The sequence below is a fragment of the Mesorhizobium australafricanum genome, assembly GCF_033977265.1.
Classification (GTDB): Bacteria; Pseudomonadota; Alphaproteobacteria; order Rhizobiales; family Rhizobiaceae; genus Mesorhizobium; species Mesorhizobium australafricanum.
In genome coordinates this window covers 63,595-89,165 of record NZ_JAVIIT010000003.1, presented here as the reverse complement: position 1 = coordinate 89,165, position 25,571 = coordinate 63,595, and the positions used below count along the sequence as shown (strand labels likewise).

Here is a 25,571-nt window from a genome sequence, read left to right as displayed (position 1 = left end):
AGGCAAACCGTGAGAAAAGCACTACGTGATCAGGATTTCCATCGATGCCATGGGCGGCGATCACGGACCGAGCGTGGTCATCCCGGCGCTGATGACGGTCGCCATCCGCCGCCCTGATATCCGCTTCGTCATCTATGGCCGCGAGGACGTGGTGCGCCCCGAACTCGCCAAGTTCCCGAAACTCGCCGAAGTAAGCGAGTTCGTCCATTGCGAGATCGCCGTGCGCATGGACGACAAGCCGAGCCAGGCGCTGCGCCACGGCCGCTGGAAGTCGTCGATGTGGAAGGCCGTCGAGGCGGTAAAGAACGGCGGCGCGCAGGCCTGCATCTCGGCCGGCAACACCGGTGCGCTGATGGCGATGTCGAAATTCTGCCTGCGCACCATGGCCACCATCGACCGTCCGGCGATCGCGGCGCTCTGGCCGACGACGCGCGGCGAAAGCGTGGTGCTCGATGTCGGCGCCACCATCGGCGCGGACGCGCACCAACTTATCGATTTCGCCATTCTGGGCACCGGCATGGCGCGTTCGGTGTTCGGCGTCGAGCGGCCGAGCGTTGGCCTGCTCAATGTCGGCGTCGAGGAAATCAAGGGCCAGGAAGAGGTCAAGGAGGCCGGCCGCATGCTGCGCGAGGCCAACATGGCCTCGATGAATTATCGCGGCTTCGTCGAAGGCGACGATATCGGCAAGGGCACGGTCGACGTGGTGGTCACGGAGGGCTTTGCCGGCAACATCGCGCTCAAGACCGCCGAAGGCACCGCAAGGCAGATCGCCGGCTATCTGCGCGCCGCCATGAGCCGCACGCTGATGGCCAAGATCGGTTACGTCTTCGCCAAGGGCGCTTTCGACAGGCTGCGCGAGAAGATGGATGTCGGTCGCTCCAATGGCGGCGTCTTCCTGGGGTTGAACGGCATCGTGGTGAAAAGCCATGGCGGCGCCGATTCGGATGGCTTCGCGGCGGCCATCGAGCTCGGCTACGACATGGTGCGCAACAATCTGCTTGACCGGATCGAGGCCGACCTCGATCTGTTCCATGCGCGCAACCCGACTGCCCAGGCAAACAGGAAATCCGGCGTCGCCGCCGACGTCGAGGAATAGGAAAGAGCTTTGATCAGATCAGTCGTGCGCGGCAACGGTGCCGCGCTGCCCCGCCGCATCATGAAGAATGCCGATTTCGAAGGCATGGTCGAGACCTCCGACGAGTGGATCGTCCAGCGCACCGGCATTCGCCAGCGCCACGTCGCGGCCGATGACGAGACGACGGCCTCGCTGGGCGAGGCGGCCGCGCGCGCCGCGCTCGACAGCGCCGGTATGACGCCTGCCGATATCGACCTCATCATTCTGGCGACGTCGACGCCAAACAATACCTTTCCGGCAACCGCGGTCGACATCCAGAACCGGCTCGGCATGCATCACGGCTTTGCCTTCGACATGCAGGCCGTGTGCTCGGGCTTCGTCTATGCCGTCGCCACCGCCGACCTTTATATCCGTGGCGGGTTGGCCAGACGCGTCCTGGTGATCGGTTCTGAAACCTTCTCGCGCATCCTCGACTGGAACGACCGTTCGACCTGTGTGCTGTTCGGCGACGGCGCCGGAGCGCTGGTTCTCGAAGCCGAAGAAGGAACCGGTGCGATCACCGATCGCGGCGTGCTGGCGGCGAGCCTGCGCTCCGACGGCGTGCACAAGGACAAGCTCTTCGTCGACGGCGGCCCTTCGACGACGGGAACCGTTGGCCATCTCAGGATGGAAGGCCGTGAGGTGTTCAAGCATGCCGTCGGCATGATCACCGATGTCATTGAGGCGACCTTCGGTGAGGCCGGCATAAGTGCGCAGGACCTCGACTGGTTCGTGCCGCATCAGGCCAATAAACGGATTATTGACGCTTCCGCCAAGAAGCTCGGGATTGCCGAGCAGAAAGTGGTGGTCACCGTCGATTTACACGGTAACACCTCGGCTGCCTCCGTGCCGCTCGCTCTCGCGGTGGCCGTCGCCGACGGCCGCATCAAGAAGGGTGACCTGGTGCTTCTCGAGGCGATGGGTGGAGGTTTCACCTGGGGCGCGGTGTTGCTCCGCTGGTAAGTGCCGAACGCGCCGGTTCGGTTCTTGACCTTGCCGGATCAATTACTTAGGCTCAGCCTTTGCCTGTATCGATTTACATTTTTGCGAACAGATGGGACGGTCGCATGGGGGGAAAGACACTTACGCGTGCCGACCTTGCTGAAGCCGTTTACCGGAAGGTTGGCTTGTCGCGAACTGAATCGGCGGAACTCGTCGAGGCCGTGCTGGACGAAATCTGCGAAGCCATTGTTCGGGGTGAGACGGTCAAGCTGTCGTCCTTTGCCACCTTCCATGTCCGCTCCAAGAACGAGCGCATCGGCCGCAATCCCAAGACCGGCGAGGAAGTGCCGATCCTGCCGCGCCGTGTGATGACGTTCAAATCGTCGAACGTGCTCAAGAGCCGGATCCTGCGCTCGCATCAGAACAGCAAGGGCAAGGGCGGCAAGTAGTTTGCTGGCGAATGCGGTTGAAAACCACTGGCCGTTTTGACGCTGGGCTTGAATATCGTTTCATAAATCGCTGAAATAAGGCACGATTCGGCATCATGCACCGGATCGCGGTCCAGTGTGGAGGATTGGCCCATGGACAAGAGCCCCGACGCTTTCCGCACCATCAGCGAAGTCGCGGAAGATCTCGATCTGCCGCAGCACGTGCTGCGTTTCTGGGAAACGCGCTTCACCCAGATCAAGCCGATGAAGCGCGGCGGCGGCCGCCGCTACTACCGGCCGCAGGACGTCGAGCTGATCAAGGGCATCCGGCATATGCTCTACGATCAGGGCTATACGATCAAAGGCGTGCAGAAGCTGTTGCGCGAGAACGGCAACCATTTTCTGGTCGCCATCGGCAATGGCGACATGGCAGCCGTGGAAGCGATTGCCCAGCGTCGTCAGGCCGAGCAGGTGCCACTGACGGCGGCCGCGCAGCCGCGCGGCGACGAGGATGCGCTTGTCGGCCAGCCCAAGGTGAAGCCCAGCCGCCGCTTCTTTGGTCTCGGCAAGGGCGACGACGAAGGTCCGGTTCAACCTGACGCTTCGAAATTGTCACGCGACAACCGTGCCTTGCTGCAGGAGGCGCTGTTCGACCTGCTGGAATGCAAACGCCTGCTCGACCAGGTTCGTTGATCGGTCATCGTTCGATCTGCCGCCGCTCCGTCCGACCGCCGGAACTGGCGCTGCGTCCATGCGTTAGGCCTTCTCTCGAAGAGAAGGACAACAGGCATGGCATCGTTTTCGACCCTCTCCGACCTTGATCTCGACAAGCAGGTCGCGGCGCTCTCGCGACAATTGAACGATCTCAAGAAGGTTTTGGCCAAGCGGGGTGACGCCTACTACGAAGATGGCCGCGAGGCGGCGTCCGACTATTACTCACAGCTTGCCGATCGCCTGCACGAGGCGCTGCCGGCGATAAGGCGCAGGGGCAGGGCGCTCGAGCGGTCCGCGCGCGACCATCCGGCAACGGCCGTCGCAGTCGGGCTGGTCGTGGTCGGGCTGCTTGCCGGCCTTCTCATCAGCCGGCGCTGATCTTCTCGGATTCGAGATAGAAATGGCGGCGGCATGTTGTGGCCGCCATTTCCATGCCGGAGGCTGCGATCAGCGAGCGAGCTTGATCTTGCTCTTCGGGTCGACCTCAGCGTGACTCTCCTTGGCGGCGCGCACCGCGCATCTGGCATGCAACGCCTCGGCATAGAGGCGGCTTACCCCGCGATGCCGTCGCCTGAGATAGGCCGACTCTTCGAGCCGCCAAAGCCGTTCAAGCCGCTCGGCGATGACAGGGTTAGACCATGTGCCGTAGCCGGCCGCGGAATAGATGCATATCTCGCCGGCATAGAGACCCCTGTCCGTAACCAGGAAATCGATCCTGGCATGATCGAGGTCGCCGGCGATCCGTGGCGCCAACGCTACCGCCTGTCGGACAAAGTCGAGCAGGGCGGGACTGACCGGCAGGGATTGGTCCTCCCGCGGATAGTCGGGATCACGTCCGGGTAACGGACGGCCGTCGCCGTCGAACAGATGCGAGCGCCCGGCGAGCTTGTCCTCGGCCCAGACATGACTGATGTCGCCGCCACAGACATGAACCTTGATGTCGGTGGCGATCGATGTGCTTGCGAGTGTCAGCCTCTCTTCGACGAAGACTGTGGGCTCGATCGACCAGTAGGCCCATTCGCCATTGCGTCGCCCATAGCGTTTCCTGATCCACCGCTTCGTCTTGCGGACGATCTCCGACCGCTCGGGCCGGTTGCCGGAAACGAAGATGTTCATCGCGCAGCCGTGATTGGTTTTGACGACGATTTGCCCGGCAAGCAGTTCCGCCGGGATGTCTTCCGGATTCCGGCCGGACCATAGCGTTTCAGGCACCGGCACCTCGGGACAGGCGGCGCGGATATAAGTCTTTGCAGCCAGCTTGTCGGTCAGCTTCACGAACAGTGGATTGTGGTCGGTGATCTTCCGCCACAGCATCAGCTCGTTGTAGCGCGTCGGGGCGGCCGGATTCGGCAGATAGCCCAACCTTCCGGCGAAGCGGGCAACGAGCAGCGGATGGCGAAGGGTGAGGAGGATTCGGGCAGCCATCAGCGCCAGACGGTGCCTGGCCGGCAGGTCGGCGCTGGTTCCCATCAGATCCGGAGTGCGGTACGGCATCACCGGATGCTTACGCGGAAAAACTCCGAAGGGAAGACCGGACCACTCAACAAGCAAGAACGTGCCTTCCCATCAGCAACAGGGATAGATCATGCCTTCTTCGCCACCTTCTTGTGGTGGTGGTGATGACGATGATGGCGATGATGCTTGCGGTGATGATAGTGATGCTTCTTCATCGGAGCTGGTGGCTAACGAATCGAGACGCGAAAATGCCGGCGAATCCGATCGCGGACCCTCGAAAGAACTTGATTGAACGCCGTACGACCTTACATGTACGAGGCCTGCGATATCCGACCGGAAAATGCCGCTTCACGATGGCGTGACGGCCGAGGCTCTTGGCAAATCATTTGTTAACGAGCATTCTCCCGCCCGTCTCGGGCAACGCCACATTTCATCCGACCCTGTTTCATCTCAAGGAGTTGCCATGCCCAACACCGTACGAAACGCTGTTTCCAACGACATCATTGCCGCGTCCGGCCTCAATCCGTTTAAAGCCGCTCGCGAAACCAGGGGATACACGATCGAGGAACTCTCTTTGACCTGCGGCCTGGCCGTGGGCGAGATCATCGACATCGAGGACGGCAAGGACGCCGATCCCGCCAAGCTCCGGCGCATTGCCTCGGCATTGCAGATGCCGGAAGAGGAATTGATCAGGGTGCCGGCCGCCGAGAATCGGCCCATGCAGCAATAGAGACGCCAAAAGCGTCCATCCGAGAGCCCGCCGAGGTTTTGCCCGGCGGGCTTTTTAGTGCCTGCAAGGCAGAGGCGCTGGCTCTTGCCAATAACGGCTGCGCCATGCGATTCGGCGATCGCTGCTGTTCGACAGACCTGACGAGGGGTTAACGATGAGCTTGGAATCGGTTCGCGCCTTCTTCGCGCAGCATGCGCCCGACATCGAAGTCATCGTCACCGAAGCAAGCTCGGCAACGGTGGCGCTGGCGGCCGAGGCCCATGGCGTCACGCCGGCGCAGATCGCCAAGACGATCTGCCTGCGCGTCGGCGACGAGACCATGCTGGTTGTCACCAGCGGCGTCGCCAGGCTCGACAACCGCAAGTTCAAGGACAGGATGGGCGGCAAGCCGCGCATGCTTGGTGGCGAGGAAGTGCTGGCGGCCACCAGCCATCCGCCAGGCGGCGTCTGCCCGTTCGGCTTGCCGGCACCGCTGCCCATCTATTGCGATCTGTCGCTCAAGCCCTTCGGCGAAGTCGTTCCCGCTGCCGGCGCCACCAATGCTGCGGTGCGCATCACGCCGCAGCGCATGGCCGATCTGGTCGGCGCCGTATGGGTCGACGTTTGCCAGTAGCAATTGCCGCCTAGATATCTCTTCGTGGTTCGCGAAAAGGCCGTCGCGCGGCTTTGACCGGCATTCGGTCGCGGGCGCTCGCTTCCATTTTGTTTGGTGCAGGCGCCCGCCGCCCGCGCCTTTAGCCGTTGCGCCTCGACCAACGCGAAAAGCGGCGACAAATGGTCAAAGATTTGGACATTAGTCTTGACAGAAATACAGATGTTCAATACCCGTCAAGCAATCGAACAGCATGCGATGTGGGAGGAATAAGCGGCATGGCTTCCAATATTTCGTTGACGGGCCTTGCCCGTGACCTCGATGAGCGCGCCAAGTCCGGCAAGCCCATCCGCATCGGCCTGATCGGCTCCGGCGAAATGGGAACCGACATCGTTACCCGCGTCGCCCATATGTCCGGCATCGAGATCGGCGCCATTTCCGAACTCAACCTGCCGGCGGCCAGCAAGGCGGTCGATATCGCCTTCCAGGAAACTGGCCATGCGCGCGAGGTTTCGAATGCCGCGGCGATGACGTCCGCCATGGAGGCGGGCAAGATCGCCGTCACCAACGATTCCAGCCTTGTCATCGGCAATGACCTGATCGACGTCGTCATCGACGCGACCGGCGTTCCGGCCGTCGGGGCCGAGATCGGCCTGCGCGCCATGGAGCATGGCAAGCATCTGGTGATGATGAATGTCGAGGCCGACGTCACCATCGGCGCCTACCTCAAGGCCGAAGCCGACCGGTTGGGCGTCACCTATTCGCTGGGCGCGGGCGATGAGCCGTCTTCCTGCATGGAACTGATCGAGTTCGTCTCCGCCATGGGCCATCCGATCGTCGCCGCCGGCAAGGGCAAGAACAACCCGCTCAACATCGACGCCACGCCTCCCGATTATGAGGAGGAGGCGAAGCGCCGGCACATGAATGTGCGCATGCTGGTCGAATTCGTCGACGGCTCGAAAACCATGGTCGAGATGGCGGCGATCGCCAATGCGACCGGGCTGGTGCCCGACAAGCCCGGCATGCACGGCCCGTCGGCGACACTCGGCGAATTGTCGAAGGTGCTGGTGCCCGAGAAGGACGGCGGCGTGCTGTCCAAGGTCGGCGTGGTCGACTATTCGATCGGCAAGGGTGTGGCGCCCGGCGTCTTCGTCGTCGCCGACATGTCGCATCCGCGCATTTCCGAACGCATGGAAGACCTCAAGATGGGCAAGGGCCCGTACTTCACCTTCCATCGCCCCTATCACTTGACCTCGCTGGAAGTGCCGCTCACCTGCGCGCGCGTCGTGCTCTACGGCAAGGCCGACATGGTGCCGCTGGCCAAGCCGGTGGCCGAAGTCTGCGCCGTCGCCAAGAAGGATATGAAGCCCGGCGACAAGCTCGATGCCATCGGTGAGTATTGCTATCGCGCCTGGATCATGACTGCGCCGGAAGCCCATGCGGCGCGGGCCATCCCCTGCGGCCTGCTGCAGGGCGGCTCGGTCACCCAACCGATCAAGAAGGGCGAGCTCATCACCTATGCCAATGCAGCGCTCGCGCCGGGCTCGAAGATCGCCGAATTGCGCGCCCGCCAGGACAAGCTCGTTTACGGTACCGTGGAGGCGTGATCATGGCCGGAGCCAGCAAAGCCGTCGTGGATAGCCGCGCCAACCCGCCTTTCGTCTATCGCCAATACAGCCCGGAGCAGCTCACAGAGGTGCTCCACAAGATGTACCTCATCCGCCGCTTCGAAGAGGGCGCGGAAGAGTGCTACACGCGCGGCCTCATCCACGGCACCATGCATTTGTCGATCGGCCAGGAAGCGAGCGCCATGGGCATCTGCATGCCGCTCGCCGAGGATGACCAGATCACCTCGACGCATCGCGGTCATGGTCATTGCATTGCCAAGGGCGCCGAAGTCAGCCGCATGTTCGCGGAGTTCTTCGGCAAGACCACCGGCTACTGCAAGGGCCGCGGCGGCTCCATGCATATCGCCGATGTCGCCAAGGGCAATCTCGGCGCCAATGGCATCGTTGCCGGCGGCATTCCGATTGCGGTCGGTGCGGCGCTCTCGTCCAAGATGATGAAGACCGGCAAGGTCGTGGTCTCCTTCTTCGGCGACGGCGCCAACAATGAAGGCGCCTTTCACGAGGCGCTGAACATGGCGGCGATCTGGAAGCTGCCGGTGGTCTTCGTGTGCGAGAACAACGGCTATGGCATGTCCACCTCGACGGCGCGCTCGACCGCTGTGAAGAACATTGCCGAGCGCGCGGCCGCCTATGCGATGCCCGGCGTCATCGTCAACGGCAACATCTTCTCCGAGGTGGCCGAGGCGTCTTTCAAGGCGGTCGAGCGGGCGCGGGCCGGCGAGGGGCCGACGCTGATCGAATCGAAGACCTACCGCCATCGCGGCCATTCCAAGAGCGACCGCAACCGCTACCGCACCAAGGAAGAGATCGAGGATTGGATGGAGAACCGCGATCCGATCGCGCTCTTCGAGACCGAGCTGCGCGATTTCGGCTTCATCGACGATCAGGGCATCCAGGCGATCCGCGACGCGGTCACCCGTGAGATCGCCGACGGCATCGAGTTCGCCAAGGCGAGCCCGGCGCCGGAGATCGCCACCCTTGAGGACTATGTTTACACGGAGCATGCGTGATGGATGCCGCGGTGCGTGAACTGAGCTACGCCCAGGCGATCCAGGAAGCCATGGCGATCGCCATGGACATGGACGACCGTGTCTTCCTGATGGGCGAGGATATCGGCGTCTATGGCGGCGCTTTCCAGGTGACCGGCGATCTGGTCGAGCGCTACGGTACCGATCGGGTGATCGACACGCCGATTTCGGAACTGGGCGGCGCGGGCGTCGCGGTGGGCGCGGCCGTCACCGGCATGCGGCCGATCTTCGAATTCCAGTTCTCGGATTTCGCAACGCTCGGCATGGAGCAGATCGTCAACCAGGCCGCCAAGATGCGCTTCATGCTTGGCGGCGAGGTCTCGGTGCCGGTGGTGATGCGTTTCCCCGCCGGCTCCGGCACCGGTGCGGCCGCGCAGCACAGCCAGAGCCTCGAAGCCTGGCTCGGCCATGTGCCTGGCCTCAAGGTCATCCAGCCGGCGACGCCGCACGATGCCAAGGGCATGCTGCTTGCCGCGGTCGCCGATCCGGACCCGGTCATGATCTTCGAGCACAAGCTGCTCTACAAGATGAAGGGCCATGTGCCGGAGGGCCACTACACCGTGCCGATCGGCAAGGCCGAGATCCGGCGCGAGGGCCGCGATCTCACCATCGTCGCGACATCGATCATGGTGCAGAAGGCGCTCGACGCCGCGGCGACTTTGGAAGGCGAGGGCATCGACATCGAGGTGGTCGATCTGCGCACGATCAGGCCGCTTGACAGGCAGACCGTCATCGACAGCGTGAAGAAAACCTCGCGCCTGCTCTGCGTCTACGAAGCGGTAAAGACGCTCGGCATCGGCGCGGAAGTAAGCGCGCTGGTCGCAGAAAGCGAGGCGTTCGATTATCTCGATGCGCCGATCGTGCGCCTCGGCGGTGCCGAGACGCCGATCCCCTACAATCCGGATCTGGAAAAGGCGACGGTACCGCAGGTCCCCGATATCGTCGCCGCCGCGCGTGACCTGGTGAAAGGGGTCCGCTGAGCGATGCCGACCGAAGTCATTCTTCCCAAGGTCGACATGGACATGGCGACCGGCCAGATATCGCGCTGGTTCGCCGAGGAAGGCGCGCACGTCAAGAAGGGCGACGTGCTCTTCGAGATCGAGACCGACAAGGCGGCGATGGAGATCGATGCGCCTGCCAGCGGCACGCTGCGCAACGTCACCGGCAAGGAGCGCGTCGACATTCCCGTCGGTGAGCCCGTTGCCTGGATCTATGCCGACGACGAGGTGTATTCGGCTGAGGCGGCGCAGAACGAGACTCCAATCTCCCCCCCTGTGGGGGAGATGTCGACGCAGTCGACGGAGGGGGGCGCTGTCCCGCCAACGTCTCACTCTGTCGCGCCCCCCTCTGCCCTGCCGGGTATCTCCCCCCCTGGGGGGGAGATTGGCCAATCGCCTTCGGCCGCACGCGCGACGCCGCTTGCTCGTCGCTTGGCACGCGAGGCAGGTCTTTCGATTGCCGGCATAGAGGGCAGCGGCCCGCGCGGCCGTGTTGTGCGCGCCGACGTTGAGGCCGCGGTCGCCGCGAAAGGCGCGGCCGCCGTTGCTCAGCCGGTCGCCGAGATTCCGGCCGAAGCCCCGCCGTCCGCTCCGGCCACCGCGCCCAAGCCTATGTCGGACGACCAGGTGCTGAAGCTGTTTGCCGAAGGCTCCTATGAGCTCGTGCCGCATGACAATATGCGCAAGACCATCGCGCGCCGCCTGGTCGAGGCCAAGAGCACCATTCCGCATTTCTATCTGACGCTGGATTGCGAACTCGATGCGCTGTTGGCGCTGCGCACGCAGCTCAATGCGGCGGCACCGATGAAGAAGACCGAAAAGGGCGAGGCGCCGGCCTACAAGCTCTCGGTCAACGACATGGTCATCAAAGCCATGGCCATGGCGCTGATGGCGGTGCCGGATGCGAACGCCTCGTGGACCGACAGCGCCATGGTCAAGCACAAGCACGCCGATGTCGGCGTCGCCGTGTCGATCCCCGGTGGCCTGATCACGCCGATCATCCGCCATGCCGATGAAAAGACGCTGTCCACCATCTCCAACGAGATGAAGGACCTGGCGAGCCGTGCCAGAAGCCGCAAGCTGAAGCCGGAAGAGTACCAGGGCGGCACCACGGCGGTGTCCAATCTCGGCATGTTCGGCATCAAGGACTTTGCCGCCGTCATCAACCCGCCGCACGCGACGATCCTGGCGGTCGGCGCCGGCGAGCAGCGCGCGGTGGTCAAGAGCGGCGAGATCAAGATTGCCAATGTGATGTCGGTGACTTTGTCCACCGATCACCGGGCCGTCGACGGCGCGCTCGGCGCCGAGCTGCTCGGTGCCTTCAAGCGCTTGATCGAAAACCCGATGGGCATGCTGGTGTAGACCAATCCTTGCAGGGCCTTGATCTTGCGCCGCATGGCCCTTCGATCACCGACTTGTCAGGCCGGCAGCTCGCGCGAATCCCGGCAAGTGCTTGAAGCCGCCGTCATTTCGTTCCACATCGGGCGCAATGAACGGCAAGATGCGGGAATGGTTTCGGAATTGGCGGTGGGCCTTGGCCGCATCGCTATTCCTGCATGCCCTGATCGCGGCGTTCCTGTTCTTTGGCTTGCCGAGACCCGAGCAACAGCCGGATCAGCAGGAACAGCCGGTCAACGTCGCGATCGTGCCGCCACCCGATCAGCCCAAGCCAAAGCCCGCTCCAAAGCCGCCGGAGCCGACGCCTGAAAAGAAGGCTGAAAAGCCACCTGAGCAGGCCGTGCAAAAGCCACCGCCTCCGCAGCCGCCGAAACCGCGGGACATCCCGGTTCTGAAGCCCGTTTTCCAGTATGGCGAGAAGGATACCGGCCCGGAGAAATCAGCCGACGGAGGCAGCGCTCCAGCCAACGCGCCGTCGCCAGCCCAGACTGAACCTGCGAAGCCGCCGGTCGCACCAAAGCCCGCGCCGAACGAGGCGGCTCCGTCCGCAACGCCCGAGCAGCAGGCGGATTCCAGCAAGGCTCAAGAGAAGCCGGCAACCGCCGCGCCGGACACGCAAAGCGAGGAGAAGCAGGCCACTGAGGATGCCGGAAAGCAGCAGCCCGACAAACAGGAGACGCCGCCTCAAACCACCGAACAGCAGGCGGTCGCGCCGCCAAAGCCACTGACTGCCGAGCCCGGCGACAAGCCCGCGCCTCCATCCTCAGCCGAAAAGGCAAAGCCTAAACCTTCCAAGGCGATGAAGTTCAAATCCGCAAGAGCCTTGAGAGCGCCAGGCGGGAACCCGGGAAGGTCGAACTCCGCCGACAGCGAGGTTGCGGGATCGCCGATCTATTCCGGCCTGCCGGGTGTCCGAAAGCTTTACTCGCCGGGTGCAACCGGTAACGCGCTGGCCACAAGCTCGATGGAGAACGTGCCGCGCGATCAGCGCGTTGCCAATCTTTGCGCCAACGTTCTGAACCAGGAATTGCAAAGCGCCGACTACTCGCCGAAATGGCTCCCGACCATTCCCCTGAAGCAAGGCAATGTTCTCAACCCTCCGCAGGCCGCCTTCAGCACGACAACGCAATGGTACGATCTGAGCTTCCGCTGCGAGGTCGACGCTGATGCGACGAGGGTCCTGTCCTTCAACTTCCGTGTGGGGGGAGTGGTCCCGCCCGGTGACTGGACCCGGCGTCGCTTCCCCAGTCTTCGCTAATGCATGTCGCCCAGAAGTGTGCAGCGGTTCTGGGACAACGACATGCATCAAGACTTAAAGCGCGTCGCCTGAGCTCAGGCCGGCACGCCAAGCCCCGCCAACTGCCGGGCAACCTCATGCCAGTCGGCGCAGATGAAATCAGCTCCGGCAGCTTTCAGCCGCGCGCCGTGCTCGGGATAAGTATGCCCGCCACCGGTATAGCCGATGGCGATCATGCCGGCTGCCACCGCGCCCTGGACGCCGAACGGCGAATCCTCGACCACGATGCAGTCGGCCGGCTTGGCGCCCATCTTCTCGGCCGCGTAGAGGAAGATGTCGGGCGCCGGTTTGCCGTTCTTCACCATCGAGGAGGAGAAGATCGCCTCGCCAAAGAAGCGCGACAGGTCGGTCACCGACAGGCTGTGGTTGATGCGTTCGACCGAGGATGACGAGGCAACGCAGCGGTCGCCGGCAAGCGCGCTCAAGAACGGCACAATGCCCGGCGTCGGCTTCAACTCTTCGGAAAAGAGCAGCTTGGTCTCGGCCCAGATGTCGCCGTCGGCTGCGGGCGGGAACTGATGGCCGGTCAGCTCCTTGATTTTGACGATGATGTCGGACTGCTTCATGCCGATGCATTGCGCGATGACGCCGCCATGGACGCCGGGCATGCCGTGCTTCTCATAGACGCGCTCATAGGCTTTGGCGGCCAGCGGCTCGCTGTCGACGAGAACGCCGTCGCAGTCGAAAATCATCAGTCTGGATCGCCCCACGCGCCTCTCCCGGCTTCGATATCAATGTTGCACATCGCTATCGGTAAAAAGTCAGATGTTCAATAGTAAGCGGCCGACCATCAAAGCTGGCGCAGCGCCTCGCTGACCGGCGAGGACCCAAGCGCGCGCTGCATGGCCTGGCGCGACTGGGCGCGGTCTGGCGTGATCCAGTTGGGCTCGGCGCCGAGGAAGCGGTCGAGGAAAGCCACGGCGTAAGCGGGCATTTCCGTCGCGTTCTCGCGATAGGACCACCAGGTGCGCAGGTCGTCGGCGCATTTGTCGATGCTGGGCGCCGTGCCGAACTCCTGCTCGTGCACAGCCAGGATCGCCGACACGCAGTAGTTGGTATAGAGAAATCCCTCCGGCCAGAAGCGCACGATTTCCGCCGTGCCGGCATTGGCCTCCGACTCGATCATGTCGGTGAGGCCGGAGATCTCGCGCGCCGGCGCCTGCCGGATCAGCTCGCGCAGCACCAGCCCGGCGGCGAAGACGATGAAGTCCGCACGGTCTATCGCCGCGAATCGCTTCTGCGCTTCCATCACCTCGATCCAGTCGAGAAAGGCGCGCGTCAGCTTGGCCTCGTCGATCTCGAAGCGCACGCCGAATGTTTCCGACACCACCTTCGCGCTGCTGCGGAACGTGGCGCGAAACCAGCGCAACTGCCGCAGTCGGTGGCGAAGGTCCGGCATAAGCGCCAGTTCGTGCCTGAAGGGCAGGTCCATGTCTCACATCCCAATTGAAGACAGGCTAGCACAGGCGCCGCCGATGCCGAAATCGGCCAGTCGCCTGTGGAGCGTTACGGCGACCAATATAATACATGTTGACATTCTTGGAAACAAATGTTCTCACTTTCGGGTCATCTCGCCTCCGTTCAATATGCGCCGGAGAAAGAGACTCGGGAGGAAACCGAAATGGCGATCTGGCAGTGGGCTCTGCTTCTGCTGTTTGTTGTCTGGGCGCTGCAATCGCTCGGCGTCTGGCTGCAGATGCGGCACTATTCGGACGTCTTCAAAGGCGTCACCAATCAGTACAAGGACGGCTTCGTCGGCGCCGGCAACTTCCGCGGCCGGCTGGCCAAGGGCACCATCGCGCTCATCGTCGTGACGCCGGACCTCATCGTGCGCCGCATGATGGTCATGAGCGGCCGTTCGGTGCTGACCAAATTCAAGCGACATGAAGAATTCGAGGGCATCCCCCTCGATCGACTCCGGTCCAACCCTGCGATCATGGGGGAGGGGGAACCCGGTGTGGCCGAGGCCGTGAAACGGGCGATCGAGCAGATCGACCGCGCGCGGTCGGAGCCGGGGAAGAAGCCGGGCCTGTCCGGCTTGAACGTAGCAAGGGCTTAAACGACGCCGGCAGCCGGCTGGGAATGACCGGCAGGGGTCATAAGGAGGAGAAATGTCTATAATTTCGTTATTGGCGCAGCATGCCGACCTGGCGGTGCATAACCTGCATGTGGCAGGCACCATGGTCTCGGATGCTGCCTGGCACGGCAAGCTCGGCGTCGAGCACGCCACCGATCATCTCGTGGTCCTGGCGCAGGCGCAGACCGACAGCGCGCCGGTCACCGCCGATCAGCTGAAGGAACAGCTGAAGAACGTGCAGCAGGAAGAGCAGCTCGGCTGGCTGACCGCGATCGGCAAATACTTCATCGGCATCTTCCAGAAGGGCGGCGAAGTGTTCGCCGGCTTCGTCACCGGCATCATCCCTACGCTGGTCGTGCTGATGACCGCCTTCTACGCCGTCACCGAACTGGTCGGCGAGGAGCGCGTCCATGGCCTGGCGCGAGGCGCCGGCCGCATAGCGCTGACCCGCTACACCGTGCTGCCGGTGCTGTCGGTGTTCTTCCTCACCAACCCGATGGCTTACACCTTCGGCTCGTTCCTGGAAGAAAGGCATAAGCCTGCCTTCTACGACGCGGCAGTGTCTTACGTGCATCCGCCGCTCGGCCTCTTCCCGCATATCAACCCCGGTGAATATTTCGTCTGGGGCGGCATGCTGGTCGCGCTGCTCGACCTCGAGAAGCGAGGCGTCATCGCCAGCGGCTATCACGTCAAGGTGGCCATCTGGTACGCCCTTGTCGGCCTCGTCGTCATCCTGCTGAAGGGCATCCTGACCGAGCGCATCACGGCCATCATGGCGCGCCGCCAGGGCGTCGAGCTCTAAAGGGCGGGAGGACACCATGGCCAAGACATACAAGGCAGTAAAGATCTCAAGGGGCTCCACCGGTTGGGGTGGCCCGCTGGTCATCGAGCCGACCGAGCAGCGCAGCAAGGTCGTGTCGGTAACCGGCGGCGGCATTCATCCGGTGGCGCAGCTCATCGCCGACATGACCGGCGCCGAGGCCGTAGACGGCTTCAAGGCGCCGCCGATCGAAAGCGAGATGGCTGTCGTCGTCGTCGATTGCGGCGGCACCGCGCGCTGCGGCGTCTATCCGCGCAAGCGCATCCCGACCGTCAATCTGACGCCGGTCGGCCAGGCGGGTCCGCTCGCCCAGTTCATCACGGAAGACATCTACGTTTCGGGCGTCAAGCCGGCCAACGTCGTAATGGCGGACGGATCCGAGGCGGTCACCACTGCGGGGGGAGCAGCATCGATGAGTTCAAGCAACAAAACTGCGGCTGCGGCGCCACAGCCGCTGCCGAGCGAAGGCGGGATGATCGGCCTGATCAGCTCGATCGGCCGCGTCATGGGCCGCGTCGTCGGCATCTTCTTCAACGCCGGCCGCCGTACCATCGATCAGGTCATCCGCAATGTGCTGCCCTTCATGGCCTTCGTGACCATGCTGATCGGCCTGATCCTCTACACCGGCATCGGCGACGTGCTGGCGCAGCCGATGGGTCCGCTTGCCAACAACATCGTCGGCCTGCTGGTCATCTCGGCCATCTGCGGCCTGCCGTTCCTGTCGCCCATCCTGGGGCCGGGCGCGGTCATCGCGCAGGTCATCGGCGTCGCCATCATTGGCCCGCAGATCGCCAACGGCACCATCTCGCCCGCAATGGCTCTGCCGGCGCTGTTTGCCTACAACACCCAGGTGGGCTGCGACTTCGTTCCCGTCGGTCTGGCGCTCGGTGAGGCCAAGCCGAAGACGATCGAGATCGGCGTGCCGGCGGTGCTCATCAGCCGCCAGATCATGGGCCCGGTCTCCGTGCTGATCGCATGGGTCGTCTCCCTGATCGTGTTCTAAAAAAACGAGGTTCGCCATATGTCGGTTCTTCTCAAGACACGGGTCACGGCAATTGGACCCGAAGTGGCGGACCTCGCCGAGGGCGGCGTGGTCATCCTTTTCGCGGATGGCTCGCCTCCCGAACTGGCCGAGGTTTCCGTGCTGCACAGCATGGAGCAGGGACCCAGCGACGACGCGCCGCAAAAGGGCGCCTCGATCACGCTCGGACCGGTGTCGGCGACGATAACGGCGGTTGGTTCCACCGCATGGAGCAAGGTCCGGGAGATGGGCCACGTCGTCATCTCCTTCAATGGAGCGACCGAGGCCGAAAGACCGGGCGAAGTCTGCGCATCCGAGGTCGATACCGGAGCGCTCGTGGCGGCGCTAACGCCAGGCGCTGTCATCACCATCGCCGCCTGATAATATCCGCGCTGTCTGTCGACGGCGCCCAAATCTAGAGTATTGCCATGGAACGCTCGACCATCGTCAGAGTGCACGAAGGTTTGCACGCCCGTCCCGCCACGCGGTTCGTGAAGCTCGCCAAGGGTTTCGAATCCGATGTCGAGCTGGTCAAGGACGGCAAGGCGGTCAGCGCCAAGAGCTCGGTCAAGCTCATGCTGCTGGCGGTCAAGGAAAACCAGGAAGTCACCGTGCGCGCCAACGGCGCCGACGCGATCGAAGCAATCGAGGCGCTGATCGGCTATCTGGAGAACCCGCGCGCCGGTCTCGACGACGATGGCGAGGCGGTCGAAGCCGCCTCCGCAGCCGCTCCCGAGGCAGCATCACCGGCTGCCGCACAGGCGGATGGAACACCGAAACTGCAGGGCGTCGCCGCCAGCGAAGGGGTGGCCATCGGGCCGGCCTTTGCCCATTTCCCACCCGAGATTGCGGGACCGGGGAGGCGCCTGCAGGCCGATGAGATCGAGGGCGAACGCAAACGCTTCCGCAGCGCTGTCGCCGCGGTCCAGGCGCGAATGGATCGTACGCTTGCCGAAGACAGTCTCTCGGCCGGTGACCGTGGCATCGTCGCGGCGCTGCGCGACATCGCCGCCGACGACAGCTTGACCGGCGAGGTCGAAAGGCTGATCCAGGGCGGCGACGATGCGGTTTCGGCGGTCATTGCCGCCGCAGCCACCGTCGCCGCCGATTTCAGCGCGGTCGACGACCATTATCTCAACGCCCGGGCCGACGACGTCCATGCCGTCGGCCGGCAGATATGCCTGGTGCTGCTCGGCCAGGACGAGGTCAGCCTGGAGACCATTCCGCAGGGCGCGATCCTGATTGCCGATGACATCGGCGCCTGGGATCTGGCGCGCGCGCCGCTGAAGCGCATCGGCGGCGTGGTCTGCGGCCATGGCGGCGCCACCTCGCACATCGCCATCATCGCGCGCTCGCACGGCATCCCGGCGGTGCTGGGTCTTGGCGACAAGGTCAACGAGTTGCGCACCGCCAGGCAGGTGGCGATCGACGGCAATGCCGGGCATGTGATCGTCGATCCTGACGAGGCGGCGCGTGCCGATTTCGCCCGGCGTGTCGAGGCGGCGGCACAGGAGCGCGCGGGCCTCAAGGTATTCAAGGGCGTGACGCCTACCCGCGCCGACGGCACGGTGATCGAGGTCGCGGCCAATATCGGTTCGCTCGAGGAGATCGAGGCGGCGCAGGAAGCCGGCGCCATGGGCGTCGGCCTGTTCCGCACCGAGCTGCTCTTCATGCGCCACATGCACCTGCCGTCGGAAGACATGCAGGCCGAGACCTACAGCGCTTTGGCCAAGGCGTTTGCGCCGCATTCGGTCATCGTGCGCACGCTCGACATCGGTGGCGACAAACCGATCGCCGGCATCGAATTTCCCGACGAGGAAAATCCCTTCCTCGGCTGGCGCGGCATCCGCATGTGTCTCGACCGACCCGATATCTTCAAGCGCCAGCTGCGGGCGCTGCTGCGCGCCGCCATCCAAGGCAACATCAAGGTGATGCTGCCGATGGTTTCGGAGATTGCGGAGGTGACGCGCACCCGCGCGCTGGTCGATGAATGCGCTGCGGAACTGCAGGCTGAGGGCGTGCCGCATGCAAGCTTCGACCTCGGCGTGATGATCGAGACGCCGGCCGCCGTGCTGATTGCGCCAGCGCTGGCAAAAGAGGTGGCGTTCTTCTCGATCGGCACCAACGATCTCACCCAGTACATCATGGCGGCCGACCGCCTCAATCCGACGGTCGCCAAGCTTAATGACGTCACCAATCCGGCGGTGATGTCGGCGATCGAGCTGACGGCCAGGGCCGGTGTCGCCGCCGGCATCATGGTGGGCATGTGCGGCGAGGCCGCCGGCCGTCCGGATCTGATCCCGGCCTTCATCAAGATGGGCCTGACCGAGCTCAGCATGAGCCCGGCCTCGATCCAGCGCGCCAAGAAGACCATCGCGGCCATGGCTGCCGAAAGATAGCGGATCGTCGCGGCGGTTACGTCAGATGCGCAAGCAGGGTGGCGAGAACCGGTATCAGTTCCTGCACCGCATTCGCCTGGGCGCAGGCCTGCCGGATGCGATCCTCCCGCACCTCGGCCGCCAGCACCGCAATCTCGAGAATGTCGGGCTCCGGCGTGCCGCCGTCCGCCTTCGTCGCCAGTCCGCAGGCAAGAACAACAGGCGCAAGGCATTTGATGTCGAGAGACCGGTCGCCGGCGATCGCCGGGCCCGTACCGATCTCGCCCGGCTGAACCGGACGGTGGTTGAGGCATTCGACGAGCAGGGCGGCGCAGGCGGCCGCGACCTGATCCGTGGATGCCGCGTCTGCCGTCGCGCCAGCCAGAAGATCGGCGTGGCGCTTGCGCATCGCGGCGTGCACGGCGGAAAAACTCGCCTCGTGAACGCGCGGATTGTCGACCCCGTAGCCGGCGAGAACCGCACGGGTCAGATAATACATGTCGCGCCTGAACTGACGTTCGCCGCTGATCTGCCGGTCTTCATTACCTTCCGGGAAATAAGCCCGAAGGCTTTTGACGGTCGTGCCGTCGACCTTGAGCGGCCGGGAATGCGGAACGAAGGATTCGGCGATTGTCAGCGCCTCGTCGACAGCGCTGGCGGCATGGCCAAGCAGGCTGCGGCCCGGAAAGGGCGGCAAATTGCCGGCGATATCGTGCGAGGTCTCGCCGGCGCTGTCGTGGCGGTTCTGGCGGATGGCATCGCGCAGTTCCCGAAGCCGATCCTTCAGGTTGACGCGGACATCTTCGGAAATTTGTCGCAGCATCGCCAATCGCCTCGAAATGCTGAAGCCGACCATGGCTTCGGGGTGCCAGTCGCCCTCTCTAGATTGTTCGTATCGATTGGTAGATCAATAGGCGATATTTAACCAGCATGCAGAATCGGCGACGGCAGTTGTATCGCGGAGGGGAACTTGGGCAGGCGACGGCAGGACGAATCCGTAAACGGCAAGGCGACAGCGGAAGCGGCCGAGCAGGTCGTCACTGAGAGCCGGACCGACCGCCTCAGGATCCGCGCCGCCTGGATGTATTTCGTCGAGCAGATGACGCAAAACGAGATCGCCGACGTGCTCGGCGTCGGCCGCGTCACCATCGTGCGCATGCTGGCGGAAGCGAGGGCGCGCAACGAGGTCAAGATCACCATCGAGAGCGAGCTCTCCGAGATCGTGCGGCTGGAGCGGGCGCTGGAAAAGACCTTCGGCCTGCAGCAAGCGCTGGTCGCGCCGCTCACCGACCCTAGTGCCGATCCGATCCCGGCAATCGCCGCCAAGACCGGCATGTTCCTGTCCGACGCGATGAAATCCGGCATGCAGGTCGGTGTCGGCTGGGGCGTGACGCTGTTCAACTCCTTGCCGTTCATCAGCGCCAAGTCGCTGACCGATTTCAAGGTGATTTCGCTGCTCGGCGGTGTTGGCATCGCGCGCCGGGTCAACCCGGCCGAGTTCGCCTGGCGCTTCGCCCAGATCTTCCAGGGCGACGGCTATCTGATGCCGACGCCGGCGGTCGTCGACAGCGTCGAGACCAAGATCGCGCTGGTCGAGCGTTGCGGCCTGCAGGAGGTTTTTGAAATGGCCGACGCGCTCGATGCCGTTCTGCTGAGCGTCGGCGGCATCGCTTCGGCCACCACCTTCTCGCGCGGCGGCTTCCTCAAGGAAGCGGACCGGGAGGCCCTGCTGGCGCGAGGCGCGGTCGGCGACCTGCTGTTCCATTTCTACGACCGCAATGGCGATCTGGTCGACCATCCCGTCAACAGCCATGTGATGTCGGTGGATGTCGACCGCCTGCGCAAGGCTCCGATCCGCATCCTCACCTCCGGCGGCGCGGAGAAGACCGCGGCGCTGCTCGGCGCCATGAACCTGATCGCGCCGACCATCCTGATCACCGACGAGGAAAGCGCGCGCCGCATGCTCGCGGCGCATACGGCTTGAATTATGCGACGGAAGGGCTCGCCCGCTTCGGAATCGAACCGCGGAGGAGCTTGCGGGCGGGTTCCTCGATCAGAATGAAGACGACGACCGAAACAATGATCAGCAAGGGCAGATACAAAAGGCGTCCGACCCAATTCCATTCTCCGGTGAATATCACCAGAGTCCACCCTCGAACCGGGATTTGAAGGAGGTAGAGGGCATAGCTGGCTTTGCCCAGCAGCAAGAGCGGCCTGTAAGACAGCGCGCGTTGAACGATACCGTCATTCACGGCGCAAGTCGCAATCAGGGCAACGAAGCCTATTGCCGCGAAACATCCTGTCGTCTGCGTGCTTGTCGCGATAAGCGTGGCTACCGTGAACGCCATGGCCAGAATGGCGGCCAAGTCGCTGCGAAAACGATTGAGCGCGCCGGCCCGAAACAGCAAGGCGCAAATTATGCCGGTCATGAATTCGGGCAGCCTCAGAAGCGGGAGAGGCACCAGCTCCATCCAGCCGAACGCAAGGTAACCCGTCGGTCCGAGGCCCGGCAGGCACATAACGGCGAAGATCAGCACCGTAACTGCCAAGCTCACCCACAGGGCTGCATTCGTAAGTCTTGAAAGGAGGGCAAGCAGCAACGGGAACATAAGGTAGAAAAAGAATTCGATCGAAAGCGTCCAGCCCGGAGGATTCCAGAAGAATCCAAGCTCCGACGTCGGTGCACCCCAGGCCTGAATGAGGCCAAGTGTCGCCAGTGATGCAAGCGGATAATCAAAAGGCAGGGTTAACAGCGGCAGAGCCACAACAAGGGCAAGGAGATAGACCGGATAAATTCTGGCAAATCTCGCTATGGCGAACCGTCGAACGTCGCCCCAATCCGACATCTTGTCGAAGTAGGAATGGGTGAGGATGAATCCGGATAACAGGAAGAAAAACGAGACGCCGAGATAGCCGTTCTTCACGAAATTGGCGACCAGATATGGCGCTCCGCTGACGTCGGCGGAATGAAATGCAAGCACACAGACGGCTGCGAAGAACCGCAAGCTGGTCAACTGCGTCAAGTCCGACACAACTGGAGAAGACCTCGGTTCCATGCAGAGTGCCTCGGCTGTGAGAGTATCTAGCTGCAATTCTTTTGAAGCGGTGTTCAGAACTCTCGGTGCTGCCTGGAAAACCTCATACTCCGGGACGCATTAACAAACCTATCAACACTCCATGCCGAACTCATCGTCGACGGAAGACGTGACCGTCAACGCTGGCGCCGATGGGCACAAGCTCCGTGACGCGGACCGAGGAAGCGCAGTGAGGGCAGGGCAGTTGGATCGGCAGCCAGCAATTTGCATGGCATATTAGCAATAGTTAAATTAATATAGGATGAGGCTCAAGACCATTCGGACGAATGCTCTTCACCTTGGAGGAACTGGTAACCAGAAACCGGAACACGGGAGGATGAAATGACATTCAAGCGTTGTCTGCTGGCCGTCGTTTTCACGTCGCTCTGCATGGGATCTGCCCAGGCCCAGTCTACGAAAGAAGCCATTGAAGCCGCTAATGCCGAGTTCGTGAAGGCGTACAACGGCAAAGATGCGGCTGGGGTCGCGTCAAAGTATGCGGATGATGCGGCTGCATTCCCGCCAGATATGGCGCGAGTCGACGGCCGCCAAAATATCCAGAAGCTATGGCAGGGCGCGATCGATATGGGCATATCGGAGCTCAAGCTCACCACGCTTGACGTTCAGGAAAGCGGAGATTTTGCGTTCGAGTCCGGCAGTTTCTCCCTCAAGGCGCCAGGCAAGGATTCGAAGCTGGTGGATGCCGCTGGGAAGTATGTGGTGGTCTGGAAGAAGGGTCAGGACGGCAGCTGGAAGCTCTACCGGGACATATGGAACTCCGACCCCGGGAAATGAAGGCTGGCATTGGATGGCGGGCGCCTCATGGCCAATCATCGACCCTCGCCAATTTCGCGGAGTTCATTTGCAGCTCGAACCCAAGCGGGTCATATTGCATGGATGCGGCGGGTGATTCCCGCCGCAAGCTGCGCGGCAACGTCGAACTATAGGTTAGAACGCCACTACCGAAGCCCTATGGCCAGGATGGCTGTCGTTATGAGCATCGGCGTCAGCTTGAGCAGCCTCACGCGTCGGGTGACTTGGCCCTTTCCACCCGCCAGCCTGCGGGCAGTCAGAGCAACCGGCGAAATAGCTCGCATAGGCGCCTTCCTGTTTGGATCCATCGCCGCCGCCTGCCTCTGTTCCTGTGCCGTGTTTCCATTTGTGCGCCATGCTATGTTCGTCAAACGGGTCCACCTTCTTGACAATTTCCTCACCAGGCATGGACGTCTCCCAAGTTTGAAATGTCGGTAAATTCCGACTGACAAGCCTACCACGGAGTTGCATTAGCGATTTGTGAAGTGCGTCACGTAGCTAACCGCCGATAAACGGCCAACTCCACCGGCCACGCAGAGTCACCGCGCGGGTGCCAGCATGTGCAACCCGCCAGGAGCGGCTGCACAGGCGCATCAGCCGCCTCGAGCACCGACTTGCCGCCGCCAGGCTTGGCCACCATGTAGGAAATCTCGTCGGCGTACCGAACGCCTTTGACGACGACAGGCTTGGGCTTGGCTTTGCCGAGGTCACGGAATCGCGTGATGGTGAACTTGCCGATCTTCTGGTTGTTCTGGTTGTCGGCGATCCTGGCAGTCTCTCGCAATACCTTACGAGCAGGTGCATTCGCCTGTTCGGCCTTTAGGTCTCGCGCCACCATGCGGATCGCAATGTCATGGTCATGTTCAGGACCAGACAGCGCGGCAATTATCATGACGCCGGTATCGCGCTCCAGATACATCAGTGCCTTGGTGCCGGCGTCGCATTCGGGAATGTCGTCAACTAGGACGCACCAGCGCATCGCCTCGTCCATGTCGGCAGGGTCGATTTCAGCCGGCTGAAGCATTTCATGCGTGAACGTGTAGTGGTCCCATTCGACGTCGGCGGGCCGCACCTTAACGATGCCTTTGGCCTTCGCGGGCTGGTGTAGAAGAAGTCGCCCAAGCGGGCAGTGTCGCCGACCTCTATCAGGTCGAGCAGTGTCTCTTTAGGCTGATGCTTTGACATTCAGATCCATCCCCACGGCGCGGAGCGCCATCTCAATGATTTGCTGGCGGGCGGTGCGCGATACGGAAAGCGTGCTCGCTTCGCGGCCAGGGCCGTACAGCAGGACGTTTCCGTCTGGCGCCATGACCAGACTGCAGTCATAAACCGTGACGTCTGGCGTCACCTCAAAATTGAACTTCGCCAGAGTGCGAAATCCCCGCGGACTCAGTGCTTGCCGCACCGGCCGCGCTGATCGTATTTTCAATGTCGTGGTTCCTAGTGGGCTGCGGGTTTAGGCAGAATCATCCGGGACGAATGCGGAACATTCGCGGGTCTACTTCGGGACTTTTTCGGGACTCAGCGTTCCGAAACGGGCGATTTGAGCGCCTTTCGTTCCGAAATTGCTAAAGGCGCCAAGCGGCGCCTTTCAAAATAATTGGGGGATTTCAAGGATTTAAATGGTCGGAGTGGCCGGATTCGAACCGACGACCCCTTGACCCCCAGTCAAGTGCGCTACCGGGCTGCGCTACACTCCGGACCGGGTGGCGATGTATCGTGATAAGGCGGTGCGGGTCAACCGAATTCGGTGCCTATCGCGCAGGCGAAATTGCAAGAAGAGATGCGGGCTTGGCCAGCCGCAACTGCCGCTGATGCCGATATTCCAGCGCGATGGCGCCCCACACCAATCCCATCAGCAGATAGAGATGGCGCCAGTGGTCGATGTCGATGAAGGTGCCGAGCCCGATATTGCCGAGATAGGCGACATAGGCGCAAAGCAGATAGGGCTGCCAGGGCCGGTCGCGCAAAAGGATGCGGAAGCCGGCGCCGATCGTCCATAGCGTCAGCGTCAGGAACGACACGAAGCCCAGCCAGCCATAGTCCATCAGCGCCTTCAGCCAGATGTCGTGCGTGTCCTCGCCATAGATCGTGCCGAAGACCAGCGGGCCGATGCCGAACGGATGCTCCATCGCCAGCTGGAAGCCGATCGCATAGCGGGCGAAGCGGCCAAGCCGCGCCGAATCGTAGCTCTGCTCGAGCTGCGCGCGCTGGGTGAACATGTCCGATACGCCGGGCAGTTGCAGGATGACCAGGATGGCGATGACGAGCAGCGCCACGGCCGCGATCGTCATCACCACCACCCGCAGCCGAAACATGCCGCTGGCGCTCTGCAGGAAGAGGCACGCGGTGAGCAGCACCGCCGACACCGCGAACATGCCCCAGGCGCCGCGCGAGAAGGAGAAGAAGATGCCGGCGGTGATGATGAGCAGCGGCACCGCCAAAAGCGGCATGCGCGCCACCGGACCGGTCAAGAGCAGATAGAGCAGATAGGTTCCGGGCAGCACCAGGAACGGCCCGAACACGTTCGGGTCCTGGAAGGCGCCGGCGGCGCGGTCGTATTTGGTGAACATCTCCGCGCCCGGAAAGGCATGGAAATAACCGGCGATGCCGAGCAGCGACGTTGCCACCGCCGACACCACATAGGCGATGAAGATCAGCCGGTAGAGGCTTGGCTGGACCGAGGTCACCGAAGCGAAGAACACCGCGCTGAAGGCGAGAAACAGCGAGACGGCGAGATAGAGCGGCGTGTTGGCGAGATCCGCCATCTGCGTCATCGCGATCATGCCGCCGATATTCATCGCCACCAGGAGCACCAGCAACGGCACGATGGCGCGCGAGATCCTGAGGCCGAACAATGCCCAGACCGCGATCAGCCCGGCCATGTAGATTTCGTAAGGCGCGGGCTCGCTGATGACGAAGCCGGAGAGCAGGATGCCGACGCCGATCGCCGCCGACGCAATCAGCGAAATCAGCTTGGCGTTGACCGCCGAGGGCGGCAACCTGTTGACCGCCGAGGGCGGCAACCTGTTGACCGCCGGCGCCGGCAATTCATGGGCGATGG

General features: G+C 62.9%; 29 protein-coding genes and 1 tRNA gene. 20 read left to right on the top strand and 10 right to left on the bottom strand.

Going from position 1 to position 25,571, the window contains the following annotated elements; all coding sequences use genetic code 11:
- The first annotated feature begins 25 nt into the window (after window positions 1-25).
- The 5 genes from plsX (at window position 26) to RFM98_RS07275 (ending at window position 3,576) form a co-directional block, all read left to right on the top strand.
- Window positions 26-1,096, top strand: coding sequence for a phosphate acyltransferase PlsX (gene plsX / locus RFM98_RS07295; protein WP_320308235.1), 1,071 nt, complete (start codon window positions 26-28; stop codon window positions 1,094-1,096).
- 9 nt (window positions 1,097-1,105) lie between these two features.
- Window positions 1,106-2,077: a beta-ketoacyl-ACP synthase III gene (locus RFM98_RS07290; RefSeq protein ID WP_320308234.1), complete on the top strand. Its 972-nt coding sequence runs from the start codon at window positions 1,106-1,108 to the stop codon at window positions 2,075-2,077.
- A 104-nt stretch (window positions 2,078-2,181) separates the two neighbouring features.
- Window positions 2,182-2,505, top strand: coding sequence for an integration host factor subunit alpha (locus tag RFM98_RS07285; RefSeq protein ID WP_023815657.1), 324 nt, complete (start codon window positions 2,182-2,184; stop codon window positions 2,503-2,505).
- A gap of 132 nt (window positions 2,506-2,637) precedes the next feature.
- Window positions 2,638-3,177: a MerR family transcriptional regulator gene (locus RFM98_RS07280; protein ID WP_140682553.1), complete on the top strand. Its 540-nt coding sequence runs from the start codon at window positions 2,638-2,640 to the stop codon at window positions 3,175-3,177.
- A 96-nt stretch (window positions 3,178-3,273) separates the two neighbouring features.
- Window positions 3,274-3,576 carry a glycine zipper domain-containing protein gene (locus tag RFM98_RS07275; RefSeq protein WP_320308233.1) on the top strand — a complete coding sequence of 101 codons (303 nt, stop codon included), beginning with the start codon at window positions 3,274-3,276 and terminating at the stop codon, window positions 3,574-3,576.
- A gap of 69 nt (window positions 3,577-3,645) precedes the next feature.
- On the opposite strand, the gene RFM98_RS07270 is transcribed toward RFM98_RS07275, so the two are convergent.
- Complete coding sequence (locus RFM98_RS07270; RefSeq protein WP_320308232.1) at window positions 3,646-4,692, bottom strand: ATP-grasp fold amidoligase family protein; 1,047 nt, start codon at window positions 4,690-4,692, stop codon at window positions 3,646-3,648.
- A 91-nt stretch (window positions 4,693-4,783) separates the two neighbouring features.
- Between RFM98_RS07270 and RFM98_RS07265 the strand changes: the two genes are divergently transcribed.
- From RFM98_RS07265 to RFM98_RS07230, 8 genes are all read left to right on the top strand, one after another.
- On the top strand, window positions 4,784-4,945 hold the full coding sequence (locus tag RFM98_RS07265) for a hypothetical protein (RefSeq protein WP_320308231.1): 162 nt from the start codon (window positions 4,784-4,786) through the stop codon (window positions 4,943-4,945).
- A gap of 171 nt (window positions 4,946-5,116) precedes the next feature.
- Entirely contained in the window at window positions 5,117-5,383 is a 267-nt protein-coding gene (locus RFM98_RS07260) for a helix-turn-helix domain-containing protein (RefSeq protein WP_320308576.1), read from the top strand.
- Between the two features lie 154 nt (window positions 5,384-5,537).
- Window positions 5,538-5,996: a YbaK/EbsC family protein gene (locus RFM98_RS07255; RefSeq protein ID WP_320308230.1), complete on the top strand. Its 459-nt coding sequence runs from the start codon at window positions 5,538-5,540 to the stop codon at window positions 5,994-5,996.
- 257 nt (window positions 5,997-6,253) lie between these two features.
- Window positions 6,254-7,582 (top strand): NAD(P)H-dependent oxidoreductase, encoded by a 1,329-nt coding sequence (locus RFM98_RS07250; RefSeq protein ID WP_320308229.1) that lies wholly within the window; start codon window positions 6,254-6,256, stop codon window positions 7,580-7,582.
- A gap of 2 nt (window positions 7,583-7,584) precedes the next feature.
- A complete protein-coding gene (locus RFM98_RS07245) occupies window positions 7,585-8,613 on the top strand; it encodes a thiamine pyrophosphate-dependent dehydrogenase E1 component subunit alpha (protein ID WP_320308228.1) in 1,029 nt (342 codons plus the stop codon).
- On the top strand, window positions 8,613-9,611 hold the full coding sequence (locus RFM98_RS07240; protein WP_320308575.1) for an alpha-ketoacid dehydrogenase subunit beta: 999 nt from the start codon (window positions 8,613-8,615) through the stop codon (window positions 9,609-9,611). Before RFM98_RS07245 ends, RFM98_RS07240 begins: the two co-directional genes overlap by 1 nt.
- Window positions 9,612-9,614: 3 nt before the next feature.
- Window positions 9,615-10,991, top strand: coding sequence for a pyruvate dehydrogenase complex dihydrolipoamide acetyltransferase (locus tag RFM98_RS07235; protein ID WP_320308227.1), 1,377 nt, complete (start codon window positions 9,615-9,617; stop codon window positions 10,989-10,991).
- A gap of 127 nt (window positions 10,992-11,118) precedes the next feature.
- A complete protein-coding gene (locus RFM98_RS07230) occupies window positions 11,119-12,285 on the top strand; it encodes a DUF930 domain-containing protein (RefSeq protein ID WP_320308226.1) in 1,167 nt (388 codons plus the stop codon).
- Between the two features lie 74 nt (window positions 12,286-12,359).
- On the opposite strand, the gene RFM98_RS07225 is transcribed toward RFM98_RS07230, so the two are convergent.
- Together RFM98_RS07225 and RFM98_RS07220 are read right to left on the bottom strand one after the other, a co-directional pair.
- Complete coding sequence (locus tag RFM98_RS07225; RefSeq protein WP_430682278.1) at window positions 12,360-13,016, bottom strand: HAD family hydrolase; 657 nt, start codon at window positions 13,014-13,016, stop codon at window positions 12,360-12,362.
- Window positions 13,017-13,114: 98 nt separating this feature from the next.
- Window positions 13,115-13,756, bottom strand: a complete 642-nt coding sequence (locus tag RFM98_RS07220; protein ID WP_320308224.1) for a hypothetical protein — start codon at window positions 13,754-13,756, stop codon at window positions 13,115-13,117.
- Between the two features lie 189 nt (window positions 13,757-13,945).
- On the opposite strand from RFM98_RS07220, the gene RFM98_RS07215 reads away from it, so the two are divergent.
- Genes RFM98_RS07215 through ptsP form a run of 5 tightly spaced genes read left to right on the top strand, consistent with a single transcriptional unit; the run spans window position 13,946 to window position 18,641 of the window.
- Window positions 13,946-14,383 (top strand): transcriptional regulator GutM, encoded by a 438-nt coding sequence (locus RFM98_RS07215; RefSeq protein WP_320308223.1) that lies wholly within the window; start codon window positions 13,946-13,948, stop codon window positions 14,381-14,383.
- A gap of 52 nt (window positions 14,384-14,435) precedes the next feature.
- Window positions 14,436-15,203, top strand: coding sequence for a PTS glucitol/sorbitol transporter subunit IIC (srlA, locus tag RFM98_RS07210; RefSeq protein WP_320308222.1), 768 nt, complete (start codon window positions 14,436-14,438; stop codon window positions 15,201-15,203).
- Between the two features lie 16 nt (window positions 15,204-15,219).
- On the top strand, window positions 15,220-16,224 hold the full coding sequence (gene srlE, locus RFM98_RS07205; protein WP_320308221.1) for a PTS glucitol/sorbitol transporter subunit IIB: 1,005 nt from the start codon (window positions 15,220-15,222) through the stop codon (window positions 16,222-16,224).
- An 18-nt stretch (window positions 16,225-16,242) separates the two neighbouring features.
- Window positions 16,243-16,623 (top strand): PTS glucitol/sorbitol transporter subunit IIA, encoded by a 381-nt coding sequence (locus tag RFM98_RS07200; RefSeq protein WP_320308220.1) that lies wholly within the window; start codon window positions 16,243-16,245, stop codon window positions 16,621-16,623.
- A 47-nt stretch (window positions 16,624-16,670) separates the two neighbouring features.
- A complete protein-coding gene (gene ptsP, locus RFM98_RS07195) occupies window positions 16,671-18,641 on the top strand; it encodes a phosphoenolpyruvate--protein phosphotransferase (RefSeq protein ID WP_320308219.1) in 1,971 nt (656 codons plus the stop codon).
- A 16-nt stretch (window positions 18,642-18,657) separates the two neighbouring features.
- Here the strand turns inward: ptsP and RFM98_RS07190 are convergent, their stop codons facing one another.
- Window positions 18,658-19,443 (bottom strand): hypothetical protein, encoded by a 786-nt coding sequence (locus RFM98_RS07190; protein ID WP_320217804.1) that lies wholly within the window; start codon window positions 19,441-19,443, stop codon window positions 18,658-18,660.
- Window positions 19,444-19,590: 147 nt separating this feature from the next.
- On the opposite strand from RFM98_RS07190, the gene RFM98_RS07185 reads away from it, so the two are divergent.
- A complete protein-coding gene (locus RFM98_RS07185) occupies window positions 19,591-20,604 on the top strand; it encodes a sugar-binding transcriptional regulator (protein ID WP_320217805.1) in 1,014 nt (337 codons plus the stop codon).
- A 1-nt stretch (window position 20,605) separates the two neighbouring features.
- On the opposite strand, the gene RFM98_RS07180 is transcribed toward RFM98_RS07185, so the two are convergent.
- Window positions 20,606-21,643, bottom strand: a complete 1,038-nt coding sequence (locus RFM98_RS07180; protein WP_320308218.1) for an acyltransferase family protein — start codon at window positions 21,641-21,643, stop codon at window positions 20,606-20,608.
- A 393-nt stretch (window positions 21,644-22,036) separates the two neighbouring features.
- On the opposite strand from RFM98_RS07180, the gene RFM98_RS07175 reads away from it, so the two are divergent.
- Window positions 22,037-22,489 carry a YybH family protein gene (locus RFM98_RS07175; protein ID WP_320217807.1) on the top strand — a complete coding sequence of 151 codons (453 nt, stop codon included), beginning with the start codon at window positions 22,037-22,039 and terminating at the stop codon, window positions 22,487-22,489.
- A 153-nt stretch (window positions 22,490-22,642) separates the two neighbouring features.
- Here RFM98_RS07175 and RFM98_RS07170 read toward each other — a convergent pair whose 3' ends face one another.
- The 5 genes from RFM98_RS07170 to RFM98_RS07150 all read right to left on the bottom strand — a co-directional run bounded on the left by RFM98_RS07170 (window position 22,643) and on the right by RFM98_RS07150 (window position 25,569).
- The gene (locus RFM98_RS07170; protein ID WP_320308217.1) at window positions 22,643-22,915 is read right to left on the bottom strand and encodes a hypothetical protein; all 273 of its coding nucleotides are present in this window, start codon (window positions 22,913-22,915) and stop codon (window positions 22,643-22,645) included.
- Window positions 22,916-22,997: 82 nt separating this feature from the next.
- Window positions 22,998-23,579 carry a hypothetical protein gene (locus tag RFM98_RS07165; protein ID WP_320308216.1) on the bottom strand — a complete coding sequence of 194 codons (582 nt, stop codon included), beginning with the start codon at window positions 23,577-23,579 and terminating at the stop codon, window positions 22,998-23,000.
- Window positions 23,580-23,672: 93 nt separating this feature from the next.
- Window positions 23,673-23,936: a hypothetical protein gene (locus RFM98_RS07160; RefSeq protein WP_320308215.1), complete on the bottom strand. Its 264-nt coding sequence runs from the start codon at window positions 23,934-23,936 to the stop codon at window positions 23,673-23,675.
- A gap of 194 nt (window positions 23,937-24,130) precedes the next feature.
- Window positions 24,131-24,207 (bottom strand) — tRNA-Pro (locus tag RFM98_RS07155).
- A 54-nt stretch (window positions 24,208-24,261) separates the two neighbouring features.
- On the bottom strand, window positions 24,262-25,569 hold the full coding sequence (locus RFM98_RS07150) for an O-antigen ligase family protein (protein WP_430682277.1): 1,308 nt from the start codon (window positions 25,567-25,569) through the stop codon (window positions 24,262-24,264).
- Between the last annotated feature and the right edge of the window lie 2 nt (window positions 25,570-25,571).